Annotated in this window: 15 protein-coding genes; 9 read left to right on the top strand and 6 right to left on the bottom strand. The window is 34.1% G+C overall.

Annotated elements, in window-relative coordinates:
• The first annotated feature begins 24 nt into the window (after positions 1-24).
• From DET59_RS17805 to DET59_RS17790, 5 genes are all read left to right on the top strand, one after another.
• On the top strand, positions 25-7,833 hold the full coding sequence (locus DET59_RS17805) for a non-ribosomal peptide synthetase (RefSeq protein ID WP_113970949.1): 7,809 nt from the start codon (positions 25-27) through the stop codon (positions 7,831-7,833).
• Between the two features lie 148 nt (positions 7,834-7,981).
• Entirely contained in the window at positions 7,982-10,462 is a 2,481-nt protein-coding gene (locus DET59_RS17800; RefSeq protein ID WP_113970948.1) for an ankyrin repeat domain-containing protein, read from the top strand.
• Between the two features lie 377 nt (positions 10,463-10,839).
• Complete coding sequence (locus tag DET59_RS17795) at positions 10,840-11,685, top strand: hypothetical protein (protein WP_113970947.1); 846 nt, start codon at positions 10,840-10,842, stop codon at positions 11,683-11,685.
• 61 nt (positions 11,686-11,746) lie between these two features.
• On the top strand, positions 11,747-11,872 hold the full coding sequence (locus DET59_RS22170; RefSeq protein ID WP_258549719.1) for a hypothetical protein: 126 nt from the start codon (positions 11,747-11,749) through the stop codon (positions 11,870-11,872).
• A gap of 620 nt (positions 11,873-12,492) precedes the next feature.
• A complete protein-coding gene (locus DET59_RS17790; RefSeq protein WP_258549718.1) occupies positions 12,493-13,203 on the top strand; it encodes a hypothetical protein in 711 nt (236 codons plus the stop codon).
• A gap of 1 nt (position 13,204) precedes the next feature.
• Here the strand turns inward: DET59_RS17790 and DET59_RS17785 are convergent, their stop codons facing one another.
• The 3 genes from DET59_RS17785 to istA are packed head-to-tail and all read right to left on the bottom strand — an operon-like array spanning position 13,205 to position 15,665.
• The gene (locus tag DET59_RS17785) at positions 13,205-13,408 is read right to left on the bottom strand and encodes a hypothetical protein (protein WP_113970946.1); all 204 of its coding nucleotides are present in this window, start codon (positions 13,406-13,408) and stop codon (positions 13,205-13,207) included.
• Entirely contained in the window at positions 13,405-14,157 is a 753-nt protein-coding gene (gene istB, locus DET59_RS17780) for an IS21-like element helper ATPase IstB (RefSeq protein ID WP_113970945.1), read from the bottom strand. Before istB (DET59_RS17780) ends, DET59_RS17785 begins: the two co-directional genes overlap by 4 nt.
• The gene (gene istA / locus DET59_RS17775) at positions 14,154-15,665 is read right to left on the bottom strand and encodes an IS21 family transposase (RefSeq protein ID WP_113970944.1); all 1,512 of its coding nucleotides are present in this window, start codon (positions 15,663-15,665) and stop codon (positions 14,154-14,156) included. Before istA ends, istB (DET59_RS17780) begins: the two co-directional genes overlap by 4 nt.
• A gap of 348 nt (positions 15,666-16,013) precedes the next feature.
• On the opposite strand from istA, the gene DET59_RS17770 reads away from it, so the two are divergent.
• The 4 genes from DET59_RS17770 (at position 16,014) to DET59_RS17755 (ending at position 18,579) form a co-directional block, all read left to right on the top strand.
• Positions 16,014-16,835 (top strand): Mu transposase domain-containing protein, encoded by an 822-nt coding sequence (locus DET59_RS17770; RefSeq protein ID WP_258549717.1) that lies wholly within the window; start codon positions 16,014-16,016, stop codon positions 16,833-16,835.
• Positions 16,832-17,581 (top strand): IS21-like element helper ATPase IstB, encoded by a 750-nt coding sequence (gene istB / locus DET59_RS17765; RefSeq protein WP_181778223.1) that lies wholly within the window; start codon positions 16,832-16,834, stop codon positions 17,579-17,581. Before DET59_RS17770 ends, istB (DET59_RS17765) begins: the two co-directional genes overlap by 4 nt.
• A gap of 7 nt (positions 17,582-17,588) precedes the next feature.
• Complete coding sequence (locus tag DET59_RS17760) at positions 17,589-17,801, top strand: hypothetical protein (protein WP_113970942.1); 213 nt, start codon at positions 17,589-17,591, stop codon at positions 17,799-17,801.
• 118 nt (positions 17,802-17,919) lie between these two features.
• Positions 17,920-18,579, top strand: coding sequence for a tyrosine-type recombinase/integrase (locus DET59_RS17755; RefSeq protein ID WP_113970941.1), 660 nt, complete (start codon positions 17,920-17,922; stop codon positions 18,577-18,579).
• A gap of 172 nt (positions 18,580-18,751) precedes the next feature.
• Here DET59_RS17755 and DET59_RS17750 read toward each other — a convergent pair whose 3' ends face one another.
• Genes DET59_RS17750 through DET59_RS17740 form a run of 3 tightly spaced genes read right to left on the bottom strand, consistent with a single transcriptional unit; the run spans position 18,752 to position 19,549 of the window.
• Positions 18,752-18,940, bottom strand: coding sequence for a hypothetical protein (locus tag DET59_RS17750; RefSeq protein ID WP_113970940.1), 189 nt, complete (start codon positions 18,938-18,940; stop codon positions 18,752-18,754).
• Between the two features lie 18 nt (positions 18,941-18,958).
• Positions 18,959-19,207, bottom strand: coding sequence for a hypothetical protein (locus DET59_RS17745; protein ID WP_113970939.1), 249 nt, complete (start codon positions 19,205-19,207; stop codon positions 18,959-18,961).
• 54 nt (positions 19,208-19,261) lie between these two features.
• The gene (locus DET59_RS17740; protein WP_113970938.1) at positions 19,262-19,549 is read right to left on the bottom strand and encodes a hypothetical protein; all 288 of its coding nucleotides are present in this window, start codon (positions 19,547-19,549) and stop codon (positions 19,262-19,264) included.
• Between the last annotated feature and the right edge of the window lie 196 nt (positions 19,550-19,745).

Raw genomic sequence — 19,745 nt, 5'->3', positions numbered from 1 at the left:
CATCCATTTCGTGAAAATGAAAAAATGTATAGATCAGGTGATTTAGCAAGACTGTTGCCGAATGGTGAGATTGAATACTTAGGGCGTATCGATCACCAGGTGAAGATAAGAGGATACCGGATAGAGCTTGGGGAAATCGAGTCACAGTTGATGTCGCATCCTTCCATTAAAGAAGCGGTAGTAATTGATCGTGAAAATGATCAAGGAGACAAAACACTAGTCGCGTATTATGTAACCACAAATGATGTAACCCCTTCACAGGTTAAGGAGCATCTATCAACAAGATTGCCTAGTTATATGGTACCTTCCTTTTACTCTGTGATTGATGCAATTCCATTAACGTCGAATGGAAAAGTGGACCGAAAAGCCCTACCGGAAATATCAGAAACGATGGAGTTGCAAGAAAATTATGTAGCCCCATCTACATTGACGGAACAGGCGTTAGTTGAAATTTGGGAGGATGTTTTAGGGGTTAAAAATATTGGGACTGATGACAATTTCTTTGATTTAGGCGGTCATTCTCTTAAAGTTGCAAATTTAGCCAGTACAATATTTAAAGTTCTAAATATTGATTTACCTATACACAAAATTTTTGAAAATCCAACTATTAGACAACTGGCACTTATTTTGGAAGGGACAAATGAAACAGGATTCAACGAAATTAGCCTAGCGCCGAAAAAAGAGTATTATGAAGTGTCTTCTTCTCAAAAACGTCTATTGGTTATCGATCAATTAGAAGAACCTAACACGAGCTATAACATGCCTGGAGTTTTTGAAATTGAAGGGGAATTAGATGGAGAAAGATTCAAAGAAGCTTTCATTAAACTTATGGAAAGACATGAATCCCTACGGACTTCATTTGAATTCTTGGATGGTAAACCAATCCAACGAATTCATCATGCCCCAAAAGTAGACATAGAATATGAAGAGTGTCATGAAACAAGTAGTGAAGAGATAATTAAGTCGTTTATCCGACCTTTTCAGTTAGATAAAGCACCATTATTTAGAGTGAAACTATTAAAATTAGCTGAAGAAAAGCATTTGTTTTTATTTGATATGCACCATATCATCTCAGATGGTATCTCCATGAATATTTTTATAAAAGAATTTTCGGATCTCTACACAGGTAAAGAATTATCTACCTTAAAACTCCAATATAAAGATTTTTCTGAATGGCAAAATGAAATGTTGGCATCTGGCAGTTTTAAAGATCAGGAAGAGTATTGGCGTGGTGAATTTTCAGACACTGTCCCGGTTTTAGAATTACCTACCGATTTCCCGAGGCCTAAGCAAAAAAGTAATAAAGGAAAGCGGTTGACATTAGAAGTTGGAGAAGAGTTAACGGATGACTTAAAGAAATTGGCTGCCGACACCGGATGTACTTTGTACATGACCCTGTTAGCTGCTTATAATGTGTTACTTCACAAATATACAGGACAAGACGATATAGTGGTAGGTACTCCTGTAGTGGGTCGTTCACATCCAGACTTACAAGAGACCATAGGAATGTTTGTAAATACACTACCATTAAGGAATAAACCTCAAAAAGAAAAAACATTTAATGATTTCTTGAAAGAAGTAAAGGAAAACTCTCTGAAAGCATTTGAAAATCAGGATTATCCTTTTGAAAAAATTGTAGATATATTAGCTGGAAAGGTTAAACATGGAACTACCCCAATATTTAATACGTTATTCGTAATGGTAAACGAAAATATGAGTAATATAGAATCGTCTTACTTTAAAATTAATCCTGTTCCTTATCAGACTAATTCAACCCAGTTTGATATAACTTTATATATTCACCAATTACAAAACAATATTGTATTTAGTGTAGATTATTCCACTGAATTATTTAAAGAGAAAAAGGTTGAAAATTTATTAGGAAATTTCAAAGAATTACTTTATGGAATCACAGAAAATAGAAACGGAAAAATTTCAAGTTTGAACTTTTTATCTAAAGATGAAAAAGATGTAATACTAAACCAATTTAATAAAAACCCAGAAGAATTAAGTGATTCATCAACACTTGTTGAATGGCTTGAAAAACAAGCCATCAATAATCCAAACAAAGTAGCGGTAAAATATAATGAAGGTATTCTTACATTCGATGAATTAAATAAAGAAGCAAATCAGCTAGCAAGGTTACTAACCAATGAGAAGAACATCCAACCAGATGAGATTATTGGAATAATTACTGACCGATCAAAAGAAATGCTCATTGGTATCTTTGCTATCTTAAAGACAGGAGCAGCATACCTACCAGTTAATCCTGTATTTCCAGATGAGCGAATAGAATATATGCTGAATGATAGTGGATGTAGTTTAATACTAGTAAATCGTAGTGTAAAAGAAGATCTAACTTTCTTTAATGGAAATATTATAAATATCAATGAAATACCACATAAGAATGAAAGCAAAGAAAATATAAATAAAGTTATAAAACCGTTCCATCTAGCGTATGTGATTTATACTTCAGGGTCAACAGGTATGCCTAAAGGAGTAATGATTGAACATAGATCAGTAATTAATAGGATTAATTGGATGAACAAAAAATATCCTATTAATGGTAATGATGTAATCATGCAAAAGACTCCATTTACTTTTGATGTTTCTGTTTGGGAGATTTTTTGGTGGACATTATCAGGATCTAAAGTCTTTTTGTTAAATAAAGATGAAGAAAAGTATCCAGAACAAGTTACAAACGAGATATATAAAAATAAAGTAACTACTATGCACTTTGTTCCATCAATGCTCAACGCATTCTTATCTTTTCTTGAAGAAAATTCGAATGAATTAATGAAACTTAAATCTCTAAAATGGGTATTTGTGAGTGGAGAAGCACTTAAGCCAAGTCATGTTGTTAAATTCGAAAAAATAATTAAAGAGAAGAATCATGACGTGGAATTAATTAATCTATACGGACCAACTGAAGCTACTGTTGATGTATCGTATTTTGATACTGATAACTATAATAGTTTCTCATATAATAGTGTTCCTATAGGAAAGCCAATTGATAATTTGCAGTTGTATATTCTTAACCAAGAAAATCAATTACAGCCTATTGGTGTAAATGGGGAAATTTGTATTTCGGGTATTGGTGTTGGTAGAGGATACATTAACCAGGTAGATTTAACGAAAGAGAAATTTATTCGTAATCCAATTAACCCTAATATGATACTTTACAAGACTGGCGATATTGGAAGATGGTTAGAAGACGGTAATATTGAATACTTAGGGCGTATCGATCACCAAGTGAAGATAAGAGGTTACCGGATAGAGCTTGGGGAAATCGAGTCGAATCTTGTGAATTGCAATGGTGTGGATGACTGTGTTGTTATTGATCGCGAAAATGAGAATGGTGATAAATATTTATGCGCCTATGTTGTGAGTAAACAAGAGGTTAGTATCTCTGATATCAAAAAAGAATTATCTTTAAAGTTACCGAGTTACAGTGTGCCTTCCTATTTCGTCCGTTTAGACGCTATACCTTTAACTCCGAATGGGAAAGCTGACCGTAAAGTACTGCCAGAACCAGTTCAGCAATTTGAAATTGATACTCCTTTTGTAGAGCCGATTTCAAATACAGAAAAGATTACAGCTGATGTGTGGCAAAGTGTACTTGGGGTAAAAAGAGTAGGACTCCAAGATAATTATTTTGACTTAGGGGGAGACTCCATTAAGTCAATTAGCATTATTAGTAAATTAAATAAAGCATTTGGCAGAAATCTTCATGTGAGTGATTTATATGAAAAATCAACTGTTGGTGAAATTAGTGATTTGATCGAAAAGAGAGAAGGGGAGAGCACTTCAAACTTCCTAAAAGATATCCAATTAAAATTCACATCATTAAAAGAGAGAATTGAAGAAAAACACCCTCAACTCACTAAAGAAACAGAAGATATTTTCCCAATGAGTGACATTGAGTTAGGAATGGTGTATCACTCTATTGCCAATCCTAAAGAAGCAATTTATCATGATCAATTTGTTTATCAAATCAACGATAATGATTTTAAGCTTAATATTTTCCAAAAAGCGTTTGAAGAAATGATGAATAAACATGGAATTTTGCGAACATCGTTTAATCTAGAAGACTATGAGGTACCAGTTCAGCTTGTTCACAAAAAAGTGGAAACTAAGCTACAGGTAGAAAACCTAGAAGGATTAGAACAGAGTGAGCAAGAAGACTTTATTAAGACCCATTTGAAAAAAGATAGAAATGAACCGTTTTCACCTGTTAAAGCTCCTTTATGGAGGATCAAAATTTATTTGCTAGGAGAAGGTTATATTTGTTTAACGTGGTCATTCCACCACGCTATTATGGATGGGTGGAGTGTAGCTTCATTTTTCACAGAACTTTCAAATACCTATTTTGAAATTAAAAATAATCCTGAATATAGGTTAGAGAACTTAAAAAGCAACTATAAAGATTATGTTGTGGAACAGTTTGCCCTAAAAGATGATGAAGAAATAAGGTCATATTGGCAAGAGGAATTATCAGATTATAAAGTGCTGGAGCTGCCATATGTGGAGGAGAAAAATACAGGAGAAGTTGAAGAACTCAAAGTAGTAAGGAAATTAGATCAAAAATTAATAGACAATTTAACGAAAATAGCCAAAGAGTTGAATTCTGATTTGAAATCTATAAGTTTTATGGCATACCTCTATGCGATGCATATGGTGACAAACGAAAAAGACTTAACAATTGGTGTTGTAGAAAATAATCGACCAGTGTGTGAAGACAGTGACAGAATCATCGGTTGCTTCTTAAACACAGTCCCAGTGCGAATGAATATTACAGGAGAGGAAACATGGGCCGGTTTAATAAATGATACAAAAGAAAAGCTAGGTAAAATAAAGAAGTATGGAAGAATTTCATTAAAAGAAATTAAAGAAATGGTGAATACAGTTGAAAGTCCAAAAGGGCCAATTTTCAACTCGATCTTTAATTATGTAGATTTTTATATTTATAAAGAATCCCAATTAAAAGAGAACATTAAATCAGACCTTCAGTTAGAAAATTACGAAAAAACCGAAATTCCAATTGAATTATTGTTCTCAAGAACTTTAAACAAAACATTTGTTCAAGTTAAGTCTAATAGTAATTTTATGTCGGAAGAACAAATGAATGATTTGGTAAATCATTTTTATACTATCTTAAATAAGTTAGTTAATAATGATTATACAGGTTATATTAAGGCAGAATTAATGAAAGAAAATTTACCAAAATTAATAGATACTCCATCTAATCAAACACATTTTAATTTAAACAATATTAAAACCGTTCAAGAAATGTTTAGACAACAAGTTAAAGATAACCCAAATAAAGTTGCGGTGAACTATAAAAATAAAGAAGTAACTTATAGAGAATTAGATATTCAATCTGATAAGGTCGCTTGTTTTCTATCTAATGAATATCTACTAGACAAGAATCAATTTGTTGGAGTTATGTTAGAAAAATCAGAGAAATATTTAGTTGCTATTCTTGGTATCTTAAAAGCAGGTGGTGCGTTTTTACCTATTGATCCTAGTTTACCTATAAATAGGATTAATCATATGATAGAAGATAGTAATTCGAAAGGTATTATTTTCGAAAAAACAAAGAATCAATTAGATCCTGGTTTAGAAGGTCGTTATATAGCGTTAGAAGAAATATTGAATGATGAAACTTTTAATGAGGACGTAGATATTACAAATTCTTTAGATGATGCTGCATATATGATTTATACCTCTGGAACAACTGGTCGTCCAAAGGGAGTAATTATTGAACAGAGGAACTTATTTAACTTCTTTGAATCTATGAGCCAATCCTTGAAGTTAAGACAAATTGAAAAAATGCTCTCTGTAACATCAATATCCTTTGATATTTCAATATTAGAGGTACTTTGGACTATAGTTAATGGTATAGAAGTGGTACTAAAACCTGATAATCAAATTGATCAGGATTATGACAGTTACCTTAAACATTCAATCACTTTATTGCAAACAACTCCTTCAAGGCTAAAATTACTAATTGAAGATAAAAATTCACATTGTTTTCTAAATAATCTTCGAACTATTTTAATAGGAGGAGAACAACTCAGTGAGAAGGTAATAAAAGACTTAAGGAGCCTAACTAATGCAGAGCTTTTTAATCTTTATGGGCCAACTGAAACTACTATATGGTCTTGTATATACAAAATAGAAGAGGACAACAAAAATTATATTGGAAAACCTTTGTTGAATACAAAAGTGTATTTGCTTGATGAAGATAATAATCCTCTACCTCCTGGTGTTATTGGAAATGTCTTTATTAGTGGATTAGGGGTAGGCAGAGGGTATCATGAAAAAGTAGAACTAACACAAGAAAAATTCACCATTGATCCTTTCTGTAATAAAGAAATGTATATGTATAATACAGGCGATCTGGCGGTTTTGTTGAATAATGGAAACCTGAAATTTATTGGAAGAAAAGATAGTAGTCAAGTGAAGTTGAGGGGTTACAGGATAGAATTATTAGAAATTGAAAAGAATATTGATTCGTATCAATTGGTATCAGAATCAAAAGTTATAATTAAAAATGATAGCATTAAAGCATTTTTAATTACTGAGAAAGATTTTGATGTTAACAACTTAAGAGAATACTTAACAGAAAAACTACCAAAGTATATGCTTCCCTCTCAGTTTGTTATTTTAGATTCTTTTCCATTAACCCCAAATGGAAAAATAAATGTATTAGAGTTAGAAAAACATAATAGTTTACAAACTAATGCAATTAATCATTATTATTCTCCACCAGTAAACAAAATTCAGGAGAAAATATGTGATATCTATAGAGAAGTTCTATTAGTTGATCAGATAAGTATTAAGGAAAGTTTCTTTGATATTGGAGGAGATTCTTTGAAGACAATTTCAGTATTGTCTAAGATTAATCATACTTTCAATGTTAATATTCCTTTAATTGAATTTCATAAAACTTCTACTGTTGAAAAGATTGCTAATTTGGTGGAAAAGAACTATAAAGTTTATAGGGATGGTATTATAACTCTACAAAAGGGTAATAAGGAAAAATTCTCTCCATTGTTCTTAATTCATCCACATAATGGAGGAATAGAAAACTACTATGAACTGGTTAAACTCCTTGATTTTACTGAGAAACCGGTATATGGTATACAAGCTTTTGGATACGAAACTGAAGTACCTGCAATTGATTCATTAAGCAAGATGGTTGAAAAATACATTGAAGAAATGTTCACAGTGCAACCGAAAGGCCCGTACATGATTGCAGGTTGGTCCCTTGGAGGTACTATAGCATATGAAATTGCAAAACAACTTGAAAGAAACGGTGAAACTGTAGAATATTTAGGTTTAATTGATACTCATCCACGTTATGATATGAATCCAAAGGAACTGAACATCAAATCTTTATTAACTAGATATGGGAATTTATTGAATATCGATTCTAATACGTTTAATAATGTATCAGTTGATGAAGGTTTTGATATTATTCTCGAAAAAGGAAAGGCGGAGAATATCTTTTCAGACATGGAGGACACTTCATCATTAAGAAGAAAGTTAGAAGTTATTAGAGCAAATGAAGTGATCATGAATAAATATAGTATTGAAGGCCAAGTTTCATCAGATGTTACTTTATATCATGTAAGAGAGTTTGCTGAAGGATTAAATGTTCTTGTTAGCTATGAAGATTGGGAATCTCGTACTACAGGCAAACTAAAAAGTTTAGTGATTCCGGGGAATCACCAAAACTTAATGACCCAACCTTATGTAAAAGTATTAGCAAAATTACTAAAAGAAGACTTAATAAATTCACCACGAAGTAAGCTAGTTAATATTTAATAGTTAGGGTTCTAATAAATAGTTCAAAAAGGAAATATATCCCCTTCTAAATCTTCTTTAATCTACATTTTCTAAGAGGAAGATTAGAAGGGCATTTTCCTTTTGTTATTTAATAGAATAATTAATATAAACATAAAGAGGTGTTATTATGTCCCAAAAGGAAACTGGTATAGACAAATTAACCTTTCTTAGAGCCGCTGGAGAGGGTCAATTGGATATATTAAAGTGCTATATAGAAGAAGGGGGAGATCCGGATATTGTAAACGAGTTTAATGCAACTGCTCTAATATATGCAGCTTCGCATAACCAAGCAAGAGCTGTTAAGTATTTATTAGACGTTGGAGCGAATTATCTTATAACTAATAAAAAAGGGAGTAACCCAATTCAAATAGCGATAAAATACAAACATAATGATGTACTCGAGGTTTTTAAAAAACATGCCCCGGATATAATTAATGAGTTCAGAGATAATAAAATGAATAAAAAACGAAAAATAGAAGATCAGGTAATGATTGATCAAATTAGAGGGAGAGTAAAACTAGATATAGAAAATTTTAATAATAGAATCAAAACAAACAACTTTGGTGGTGCTGACAATTATACAGACTCAATTCTTTCTACATGGACATTTAAAGAAAAGAGAAAGCTTGATTCCATTTTCGATAAGCCTTTCTTTGGAAGAATAGATTATTATCAAAATAAAAGTGCAAACAAAAATATTTATTATATTGGTAAGTATGATTATGGGGAAAGGATTTTATCTAATAATAATAAAGTCGCGAGCATATTCTACCAAAAAAAAATTGGAGAAATTTATCATGACACACTAGGGGAAATTAAAATTAATCTGATTAGACAATTTAATATTGAAGATGGGATTATCGTTGATTTTAATGATCTAAAGCAAAATAGCATTAACTTTACAGATCCAATCCTAATGAAAAAATTAAGAGATTCTTCAGACAGTGTATTAAAGGATGTCGCAGAAACTATACAAGAAGAACAATACAGTGTTATCAGCTCGGATTCCCATGTCCCCCTCATTGTACAAGGGTCTGCAGGAAGCGGGAAAACTACCGTAGCTCTTCACAGAATATCATATATAATATATAACAATAAAAATATGAAGCCTGATAAAATGGCAATATTTGGACCAAATAAAATGTTTATAAATTATATTAAAAATGTATTACCAGATATAGGAGTTGGTGGAATAAAACAAATAACATTTTATGAATGGTGGAAGGATAATATTAAAGACAATCAAAAAAATTCTTTTAAAATTACTAAAAGTTCAAAGAGATTAGAGGGAAGTACATTAAGTAAATTTAAAGGATCATTGAAATTTAAAAATATCGTTCTTCAGTATCTAAATGAAATTGAGAATGAATTTAATCCAGAAAGATTTACATATATACTAGAAAAGATTAATAAGCAAGTCAAAAAAGAAATTACGGAATTTGAAAGTGAATTTTCATTGGATTTAGACATAAAAAATTATATATATGAGGATATATCTCAAAAAATCAAAAAGTTTTACATGGTAGATTATGCATATTTACCATTGCAGGTCAGAAGAGAAAGAATATTAAGAAATATCCAAAATGAGAAAAAGGACTTTATCAAGTCCATAATAAATAAATTTGAAAATGTAATTCAGATTTCACATTTAGGGACGATCAAAAATAAATTGAATAAATTTATTACTGAAGGAATTAACGTTTTTGAAATGAATTGGAAAAATGTTAGTTCACTAGATCTTTATTTTAACTTAATTGGTAACAAAACAATACTTGAAAGGTACATAGAAAATAATAATAATTTAATCGAAAAAGTTGTATATGAAACCAAAAACCAACTTAAGAATAAGTACATTCAGGATACAGACTTAGCTGGTATTTTTGTAATAGACGATTATATAAATACACGTTTCTTACAAAGTGATTTCAAGAAATTTGATTATTTGGTAATTGACGAGGGGCAAGATTATAACCCCTTCGAAATTTTTCTTCTAACGAATATTGTAAAAAAAGGTAGATTTACAATCTTAGGAGATTTAGGTCAAACAATTTATAGTAATCGAAGTATAAACGATTGGAACGAAGTAGTTGAAAGTATTAAAGAGAGCATAGATATGAAACCCAATTATTTAGAACTTTCGTTAACCTATCGTTCAACTTCCCAAATTACTGAGTATAGTAATAATATTATTAATCCATGGAGCAAGGGGAAATACAATCTTTCGACTCCTTTTGGAAGAGATGGGAATCCTCCAAAAGTTAAAAAAGGTTTGAAAAGTGTAGAAAAATATCAAGAGGTACAAAAGGCAATCAATCAATACCAAGAAAAAGGTTTAAAAAATATCGCTATTTTGACTAGAGATTTTGAAAGTGTTAAATTAGCAAAAAAAGAATTATTTAGTATCAATTCCTTAGAAGAATTTGTAACTGACTCCCGAATTTATGAAGGAGGACTAATTATTATGCCAGTTACATTATCAAAGGGAATGGAATTTGATGCAGTCATAATATACGATTCAGATAAATATAATATTGAAAGATTTGAACTAGATAGAAAATTACTTTATGTCGGCTGTACAAGAGCATTACATGAGCTATTGTTATTATAAACATTTACGGTGAATTAATTTACATTATTGAATTTAATTTGAATCAGACCTTCTAGAGTGCTAATTATATACATTGTTTTTGCAAGATGTAATCTGCCCCCTCAATCCATGGTATAAAAGGGCTCGTTGGTAAGGTAAGCGGGGTTTGCTAACACGGATGATTTTAACGGACGCTTCTCAAAAGTTCGTTGAATTTTTGAGAAGGTTCTTTTTTCTAATACGAACTTTTCTTTATCGCGCTATTCTTAAATCCATATCATTTTTCCGACACACTAACAATCATATAACCGGGTCTTTAGTCGATAAAAGGATGCACTTTTAAAAGTGGAACGGTGATGTATCATTTTTGTTAAGTTATATTTGTTCTGGTGATATAAGTGCAAAAACATATTCCAGAATATATATTTAACAAATTTAAGTACATCAGCATTAATCTTAAAGATTTTCTCGGAGGGATGGTGGACGAAGAAGACTATATAAAAACACGAAAGGACTCACTAGGAAGGGTAATCCTTCAGTGGCCAGAACTAATTTTTCTGAAAATGGATATGGGATATTACGCAGATTACCTGCTAAAGTTTTCTTTGTATTCCAGACGTATGATTCTCATGGAAGATGAAATAATAGGTTTTTCTCAGCAGCAACTGTATTCCTTTTATGGTATTTCTCACGACACAATTAGAAGATACCTGGGGAAAACCAAAGAAAAAGTAAGGAAAAAACATAAACCTAAAATACGAGATATAACCAGGCATTCAAATGTTGCAAAAGAGGTTGTTTCTTTCCTTGCAATATTATCTAGGGTTCCTTTTTCTTGGGTAGAAGAAGAAAGTCCCGAGCAATTATGGACGATCCAGCATTTTAGTTACTTAGATGATTCTAAAAAGAGCCTTGCTTGGTTGAAAAATGAATTAGAGGATCTTCCTCTCGCAAAATCAATCCATGATGTAAGAGGAATAATAATTAATCAAGGTGTAGCTAATTCCTTATACCTCCGGATAGAATGGGTTAAGGGTGGGTTAATTATTGAAGTATTTAATCCGAATTGTACAATCGGTGAGATTGTTCCCTTAATAAAACTATTACAGAAATATAATTATGCTTTTGGGTATATGGATACTGTAATTACAACTCAAAAAAATTTCACTTTTATAATTAACCTTAAAAATAATTCTCCGATTTGTTTACCAATGGAATTCAAGAGTTTGGAATGCACTTTTTAAAGTGCAACCCTATTTGAATAGCTAAAAATGCTGAACCTCCTATTAAAAGGAGGTTTTTTATTTGCTAAAAAATAATGAGGGAATTGAATTAATGAAGAAAAGAGGAATTCAGAAATTAGAAGAATGGTTAGAGGAAGAATTAAAAAAGGAGGAGGAGCAAAATGAGAAAAATGATAATCAAAAGTAATATTTAAAGATGATATTGGAGTCCTAAGAATGAAAAGTAAAAGGGGGACATGCAAAATATATCTGAATATTGAATATACTTTCTCAAGAACTTGAAAGCGGTGATAAAGGTGAAGGAAATAATAATTGATGAAAATTCCAGGAAGCCGCCTTGCACCCGTATAAGAAAAAATGAGCCTAATATAGAACTTATGGCAAAAGCATTTCTTTTATTGTATTCAAATGCACAAAGGGGTTCGTGTAATGGGAACTGACTGCCTTTGTAAAGCGTATTTAAAAACAGATCAATGTAAATAGGGAGTAAAGGTTTAAATATTTAGAATTTGGTTGATAATTGTGATATTAAATGTCGTTCATAGTACTTCAGATGTAACAGTTTCAAAGTCAAGAAATACTTTAGAACACATTTTGGAGGGAAAAACAAATTGAAAAAAAAACCACCAATCAAATCTGAACTATGGTATGATTACGGCCAGTGAAATGTACCACCAGTGACATTCTATTTACCACCTAGTGACAAGAAATGTACCAGCAAATGACAAGCTGTTTACCACTATACCTTCTGTATAATTATTGAGCACACCTTCAGGTGTGCCATTATTATTTAGGAGGTATTTTTGTATGATTCATTATCGAAAGATATTGGAATTACATGATGAGGGCATCAGCCTTAGAGGCATTGCCTCAAGTACTGGTCATTCCCGTCAAAAAGTAACAGAGATCATCGGCCTTGCCGAAAAGAAGGGGTTAGTCTGTCCGTTAGAGGAAGAAATGACGGATAAGTGGATTGAGGAGTTTCTTTTTCCTGAGAAGACACTGGAGGCTTCAGGTCGACACCCCTTGAATTTTGACTATATTCATGAAGAGTTGGCAAAGCCCAATGTCACACTTTCACTTCTCCACCATGAATATGAAGCTGAATGTAGAGCAAGCCAGAAGATTCCATACTCTTATCGTAGTTTTTTGCGTCATTACAGCAACTATGCGGATAAGTACAAAGCCACCTTACGCATTCGAAGAAAACCAGGCGAAATAATGGAAGTAGATTGGGCGGGTTCCACAGCTTTCATCATTGATAGAGATACTGGAGAAAAGGTAAAAGCCTATGTGTTCGTTGCGACTCTGCCGTGCAGCCAATTTTCATATGCAGAAGCAAGCTTATCTATGGATTCGCATTCATGGATTGAGTATTGCATTAGGAAAGAGCCACTTGAGCGGACTTTTGAGCCACCAAGTGCGGATATAAGAGCCACTGAATGCATCACAAAGAGCCACTATCTCGAATACGTATTAAAACAGCCATCGAAATTAGGTGCTTCGATGGCTGTGTGAGTTATTTAAAGTTCTTTCCTTCTAGCTGGTCTTCAATAATTGTAACAGCTTGTCTGACAAGATCCTCTTGGTCTAAATCTTCCTCTTCATCTGCTTCCAAACAGAGGGGCAGAAGGAGTTCTACAATCTGCTCTATTACCTCATCAGGAAGAAAACGATGAAAGAAATACGTGGCTATACGGCTTTCTACCTCGATTGGAATCATGATGATCCCACCAATCCATGGCGTTCACGCATTGAAATCTCTCCATCGACCATAATGTGATAAGAATCATGAATAATACGATCAAGAATGGCATCAGCTACTTGAGCTTGCCCTAATTTCGCGTGCCATCCTTCCGGGGAAAACTGAGAACAGAATATGGTAGAGGCTCTTTTGAGCCTTGACTCGATAATCTCTAATATAAGCATTACGTGTTCTTCTGGGAGTTCTGTCAATAACCACTCATCCAGTATTAATACATCTACTTTCCGGTATTTTTGAATCAACTTCCGAAAGCTGCCATCTGCTTCAAACTTGGCCACTGTCAGCTCATCTAATAGTTCAGGGAGACGAATATACTTAACGTTATAAAACTGACGACATGCTTGGACACCAAAGGCATTTGCGATCCATGTTTTTCCGTTTCCTGAAGCGCCCATAAGGATAATGTTATGGTGTCGTTGAATATAATTTCCTGCTGCTAGTTCTAAGATGAGTTGCTTATTCAGTTTTCGATCTGGATTATATTCGATATCTTCAATGGCAGCTGCTGGTTCATTCAATGTTGCCTGTTTAATCAGACGTTCTAACTTATTTGAACGTCTGCGATCATACTCATGATCCACTAAAAGCTGAAAGCGATCATCAAAGTCCATTTTTTGATATTCACGGTTTTGGCTTTGTTGTTGATAAATATCTGCCATACCACCCATTTTCATTTCGGTTAGTTTTCGTAAAGTTTCCTGATTCATTTAGAACGCTCCTTCCCAAAATATGCTGCACCACGCACAAATCCATAGTCATTTGCCATATGTTTTGACTTTTCCGGAGGTGATTCCGGTGGAATCCTTTTAGCCTCTCGGTCTAGAATACTCTTAAGAACTGAAAGGGTTGGGTTACTTGATATGGCTAGTAAAGTTTCAACCGAATTTTCTAACGTGATTGGCTCATATTTTTCTGCAATATTTCTCAGAGCGCTCAAAATAGACAATGCTTTTTTCTCTGCGTTTTGTTCGAGCATTTTATCAACAAACTTTTCCATGGATGGCCCAATGCTTTTAGCCCAATCCCGGTTATTCTCAGGGTTGTGATCTAAATATAAGCGATGATGATCTGGCATATGTTCTATAGATGTCGAATATTGACCAATATCGCCTGTTAATCGTTTATGGGATGCAATCCGTACATCTTTGAAGTAAAATTCAAGTAGATCTGGTGTCAGGCGAATTTCGACCTGCTCCCGGACGTGGATGTGGTAGTTCGGTTGAACTTTCGCTGTTTTCCATTCCGTCAATTTGTAACGTGTGCGAGGAAGAGAGCGAAGGTAGGGCTTCTCCTCTTCCTCAAATACCTCTCTACGAGATCCTGGACGCTTCTGGAAAGCAGTAGTATTAATCTCTTCAAGCTTTTCGAAAATGTGATGGTTCAAATCTTCCAAATGGAAAAAAGGATAATTGCGTAAAGCAGCTATAACCTGTCTGGATATATAGCCCACTGTTCCTTCAACACTTGCTTTGTCCTTAGGTTTTCGGACGCGACTTGGAACTATCACTGTATGATAATAGTCAGCTAGCTCTCGATATGCTTCCTGCAAAATAGGTTCACCTCGTAGAGGTTTGGTCACACCTGTTTTCAGGTTGTCAGGTACCATCGTTTCAGGTACGCCACCAAAATACTCTAAAGCATGAATATGGGCGGTAAGCCAGCTCGGAGACTTCATGTCTATAAAACCCTCAACATAACTGTACTGACTGTAAGGAAGTGTAGCGATAAACACATAGACTGGTATCTTTTCCCCTGTTGCCCGGTCTTGAAGGGTAAGCGTAGACCCTGCCCAGTCAACCTCCATAATTTCACCTGGTTTACGACGTATCGGCATTGTCGTTTTATATTTCTTTGCGTAGTTCCCGTATTTTTCCGTAAACGTACGGTAAGCATAGGGGACCTTCTTTCCTAGGCGTGCTTCAGTGGCATACTCGTAATGTAATAGTTTCAATGTAACGTTTTTCTTTTGAAGTTCTTTGTGAACCTTTTCCCAGTCCACAGGGTAATATCCTTTCTCGACAGCTTGTTTCTCAGGAAACAAAAAATCATTTAGCCAAGCATTCGTCATAGTGTCGTTTAGTTCTTGAATCCCTCTTGATTTTGCCGTTTGAATGACACTAGCTACCGTATTTCTTGAATGACCCGTGCTCGCACTGATTGTACGCTGACTCATCCCCTCCAAGTGAAGATCTAGAATCTTCCGACAATTGATCACAAAAAAACCTCCCTATAAAAGATTTGTCATGCGGTAACGCATGCTTCTCTATTATACAGGGAGGTATTTATTTATATAGCACAAGTGGCTCAATACTCCGCACTTGGTGGCTTTCTCTTCCGCATTAGGTGGCTCAAAAGTATGCACTAATGGCTCATTCTGTCTGCAATAATCACATGGATTACACTTCACAATAATGCCTATAAGTATTTTGGTGGCACGACTCAAATTGTCGTTCCAGACAACTTAAAAACGAGCGTTACGAAGCATACGACCCGTGAATTGATATTGAATCCTGCCTACAAAGAGATGGCGGACTACTACAACACTGTCGTTATGCCGGCGAGGGTGCGTACCCCAAAAGATAAAGCTAGTGTGGAAGGTTCGGTTGGAGTTATCTCTACCTGGATCATCGCAGCATTAAGAAATACACATTGCTTCACAATTGATGAATTGAACGAAGAGGTTCGGAAGAAATTAGATGAATTTAATAAAAGACCCTTCACTCGGAAAAAAGGGTCTCGTTTGTCTGCATTTGAAGAAGAGGAGAAATTTGCGCTTTCTCCCCTTCCAACAGCACCTTATAAAATATCTGAATGGAAAAAGACAACTGTAGCACCTGACTATCACGTTTCTTTCGATAGTATGTTTTATTCCGTGCCATACGAATATATCAATCGAGAAGTCGAGGTGAGAGTGTCCGATAACCTCATAGAAGTATTTTTTAACCATATGAGAATTGCCTCTCATAAACGATTATATGGGAAATTTGGACAAACTACCACCATTCACGACCATATGCCAGATAATCACAAATTATTCGTTGATCAAACCCCAGAAGCTGCGATTGAATGGGCAGAAAATATCGGAGAATCAACGTTAAGCGTAATTAGATATCTTCTAGATACTTCACAAACAGAGAAGCTAGCCCTACAATCTATATTCTCTTTAAAAAAGTTTGAGCGTCGATACACGAAATATGAGATTGAACGTGCTTGTAAGATGGTACTCTCAATGACTAAAAGACCAACGGTCAAAAGTATCCAAACGCTACTGAAGACTAACAAGAAGAATGATGCAGAGCAAGAATTAAAACGGAAAACAGATATCAATAAAAATAATTACGGCTTTACACGTGGAGCTTCTTACTATGGGGGAACGGATAAATGATGAATGAACAAACATTAACTAAATTAACCGAAATGAAATTAAGTGGGATGGCTGAGGCCTACAAGGAACAAACAGCGAATAAAGATTTTCAAAAAATGACTTTTGAAGATCGATTTAGTTTACTGGTCGATTTAGAACATGCCCGCCGAAAGAGTAATAAGCTTCAACGGCTAATCAAAACTGCGACTTTTCTTAACTCCAATGCATGTATTGAAGACCTGGAATATCATGAGGATCGAAGACTAAACAAAGAGTTGATTTTGAAGTTGGCTAGTTGTACTTATATCCTTGATAGCCACAATATTATATTAAAAGGACCTACAGGTTCAGGAAAATCATTCTTAGCTACTGCCTTCGGAATATCTGCTTGCCGACAGTTTTTCAACGTTAAATATATTCGGTTACCAGAATTACTGGATGAGCTGTCACTCACTAAATTAGCAGCAGATGGAAGTTATCGGAAGAGCATAAAAAAATATACGAAAGTAGATCTCCTGATCCTAGATGAGTGGCTATTAACAGATTTAACAACGGATGAAGCAGCTATCCTTTTGGAAATTACAGAAGCTCGTCATAAGGTTGGTTCCACTATTTTCTGTTCACAGATTGATCCTAGTGGATGGCATTTAAAGTTAGGAAATGAAACAATTGCGGAAGCAATTTTAGATCGCATTATTCATGACTCCTATCAAATTCTACTAGACGGAGAAGTTTCTATGCGTGAGCGTCATGGGTTAGGCAGGTAACTATGATATGACAACTTTAACCCCAAAAGAGATTGAGAAGATGGAAGAAAACTATTATTTGGTGGGTTTCAAAAGCTGGATTCCTTTCCCAAAGGAACTAATTGAAAAGCTTTTAAAGGTTTATGGCGAGGAACCTGTTCCTTATAGTTGGACTGAGCAAGATATTTATGAAGGGTCCAGAAAGATAATCTTCGATTACTTCAATAACCAGTCTAAGTAGTTAATTACAAAAATAGCCCTATAAGATTACTAGAATGTTAATCTGTAGGGCTTTTTTATCCATTGGTAAATGCGTTGGCGTAGCCTGGTAAATTCCTTGGCGGAGAGTGGTAAAAAAGATGGCAAGGGTGGTAAAAACACTTGGCTGTATTCAATGGTCCGTGCAAGAGACTCAGCAATTCCTCAAAGTGGCATATGAAGCTGGTGAGGGTGTGATGTATGAGTTCGCGCTCTCTACTGGAGTTAGGCAAGGAGAGATTTTAGCACTTTTATGGAGCGATATTGATTTTGAAAGGCAAACTGTAACAGTAGGCAAAAGCTTATCTTCTTATACAGAAGAAAAAGAAGGTATGACTAAAATTAAAGGAGTTCGTACATTACCATTGCCAACAAACCTTTTACCTATTTTAAAAAAACATCAGCAATATCTAGAGCGAAAATTTGGCCAGTATTTCCCATCTAGATTAGATCTTGTATTCCCTGATAAAGTAGGTGGAGTTCAGAATATACAGGCAATGAGACAAAGGTTTAAACGCTTAATAGAACAAGCTGGTTTAAGAGTAATTACTTATAACGATTTTAGGAAAATGCACTTGATACAGTTCCTGGTAAATGATTATAGCTCCTTCGAATTAATCAATGAGTCAATTTGTAGCGATCCTATTAGTTACATTTATCTGCAACCGAACACAGATGGTTGGAAAGAAGATGATGAAATTTCAGTCAGGAAACCCAAGCTGCAACCAGTAAAAAATAGAAAAAGAAAGAATAAAGAATAATAGGCATCTTTCCTCTCTTTAAAGAGGGGTTTTTTTATGGGAGTAATTTATGGATTTTGTAACCTAATTAATACATAGTACACCATCTAGGCAGTCGGTTTTTCCTTAATTTTAATCAGGTGATTGAGCTAACACGTTTATAGCAATGATATTAAAACCAACAAAGAAGTCCTTACACAAAAGAAGGGGCTTTCCTAGTCAGCCCTTCCTCTAGTTGATCAACCAGTTGCAGTACTAGCTCTAATTCAACAGCAATTTCTTCTTTAGTCGTTGGTTTATCATAAAGTGACAACCCTGCGTGACACAGCTTTAACTTCAATTCAGAAAGTTGTGCCTTTAAAACAAAGTAATCTCCATTCATCTTTTTACACTCCCTAAACTAAAAAGGTAGAAGATCATCCTGATCAAATTTATAGCTCATTATCTCTTCTGCAATATCCTCACTACCGTTTAAAATGATCTTTTCAACAACTGTTTTTCGATATCCGGTTTCCATTTTAATATTTTTTATCCAGCCACTAATTTTACATGGTAACTCATGTCGCTTGCACCTAAACCGGTTGGAACTCATGTTTCTATGCCCATCAATTAAGTAATGCATCTCAACTTCAAACCATTCCCCCTTCATTTGGAATCCCTCTATTGTGACTGCATTTTACTATTTTTTTCAAGATTACTTTAATTAGGTATCACTATCTTTATGGTTTGTCTTTTGAACAAAGATATTCTTCATGAGGCATGTTTCTTCACTTGTTTTTTGGTACCAATAACGTTCCCTTGCTATAGCCAAGACTTTTAAAATTTCTGGAGGACATTCTTCTAGGAATTTTCGTCGCTCGTATTTAAAGATATTATTGGTTTTTAAGTATTCCAAGATGTCACTTATCTCTGGAACGATAGATGAAGGGATTTCTTTATTCAAAAGCATTTTTTCTAATTCGGTTCTGATAATGCTTGTTTTATCCCTCATAATCTAATTCCCCCTTTATAAATCATTAAGAACCATTTATAGCAGATACTACGCAGTTACATCGAGCCCTTATTTGTTTTATTATAATAAGTAAAGTTCTTCTAATAAAGAACCAATTAAAATAAGTTCTTGTCGAAGCTCTAATCGTACAGGATATGGTGCGAGGGATTGTTTTAGATCTAGTCTTACTAATAGT

The organism is Rossellomorea aquimaris, assembly GCF_003315075.1.
Lineage (GTDB): Bacteria > Bacillota > Bacilli > Bacillales > Bacillaceae_B > Rossellomorea > Rossellomorea aquimaris_C.
This window is presented reverse-complemented; position numbering and strand designations above follow the sequence as displayed.

Bases quoted from the DNA above. Each gene is read 5' to 3' on its own strand.
- DET59_RS17805 (WP_113970949.1), top strand. From the start codon at position 25: ATGTATAGATCAGGTGATTTAGCAAGACTGTTGCCGAATGGTGAGATT.
- DET59_RS17800 (WP_113970948.1), top strand. From the start codon at position 7,982: ATGTCCCAAAAGGAAACTGGTATAGACAAATTAACCTTTCTTAGAGCC.
- DET59_RS17790 (WP_258549718.1), top strand. From the start codon at position 12,493: ATGATTCATTATCGAAAGATATTGGAATTACATGATGAGGGCATCAGC.
- DET59_RS17785 (WP_113970946.1), bottom strand. From the start codon at position 13,408: ATGATTCCAATCGAGGTAGAAAGCCGTATAGCCACGTATTTCTTTCAT.
- istB (WP_113970945.1), bottom strand. From the start codon at position 14,157: ATGAATCAGGAAACTTTACGAAAACTAACCGAAATGAAAATGGGTGGT.
- istB (WP_181778223.1), top strand. From the start codon at position 16,832: ATGATGAATGAACAAACATTAACTAAATTAACCGAAATGAAATTAAGT.
- DET59_RS17760 (WP_113970942.1), top strand. From the start codon at position 17,589: ATGACAACTTTAACCCCAAAAGAGATTGAGAAGATGGAAGAAAACTAT.
- DET59_RS17755 (WP_113970941.1), top strand. From the start codon at position 17,920: ATGGCAAGGGTGGTAAAAACACTTGGCTGTATTCAATGGTCCGTGCAA.
- DET59_RS17750 (WP_113970940.1), bottom strand. From the start codon at position 18,940: ATGAATGGAGATTACTTTGTTTTAAAGGCACAACTTTCTGAATTGAAG.
- DET59_RS17745 (WP_113970939.1), bottom strand. From the start codon at position 19,207: ATGAAGGGGGAATGGTTTGAAGTTGAGATGCATTACTTAATTGATGGG.
- DET59_RS17740 (WP_113970938.1), bottom strand. From the start codon at position 19,549: ATGAGGGATAAAACAAGCATTATCAGAACCGAATTAGAAAAAATGCTT.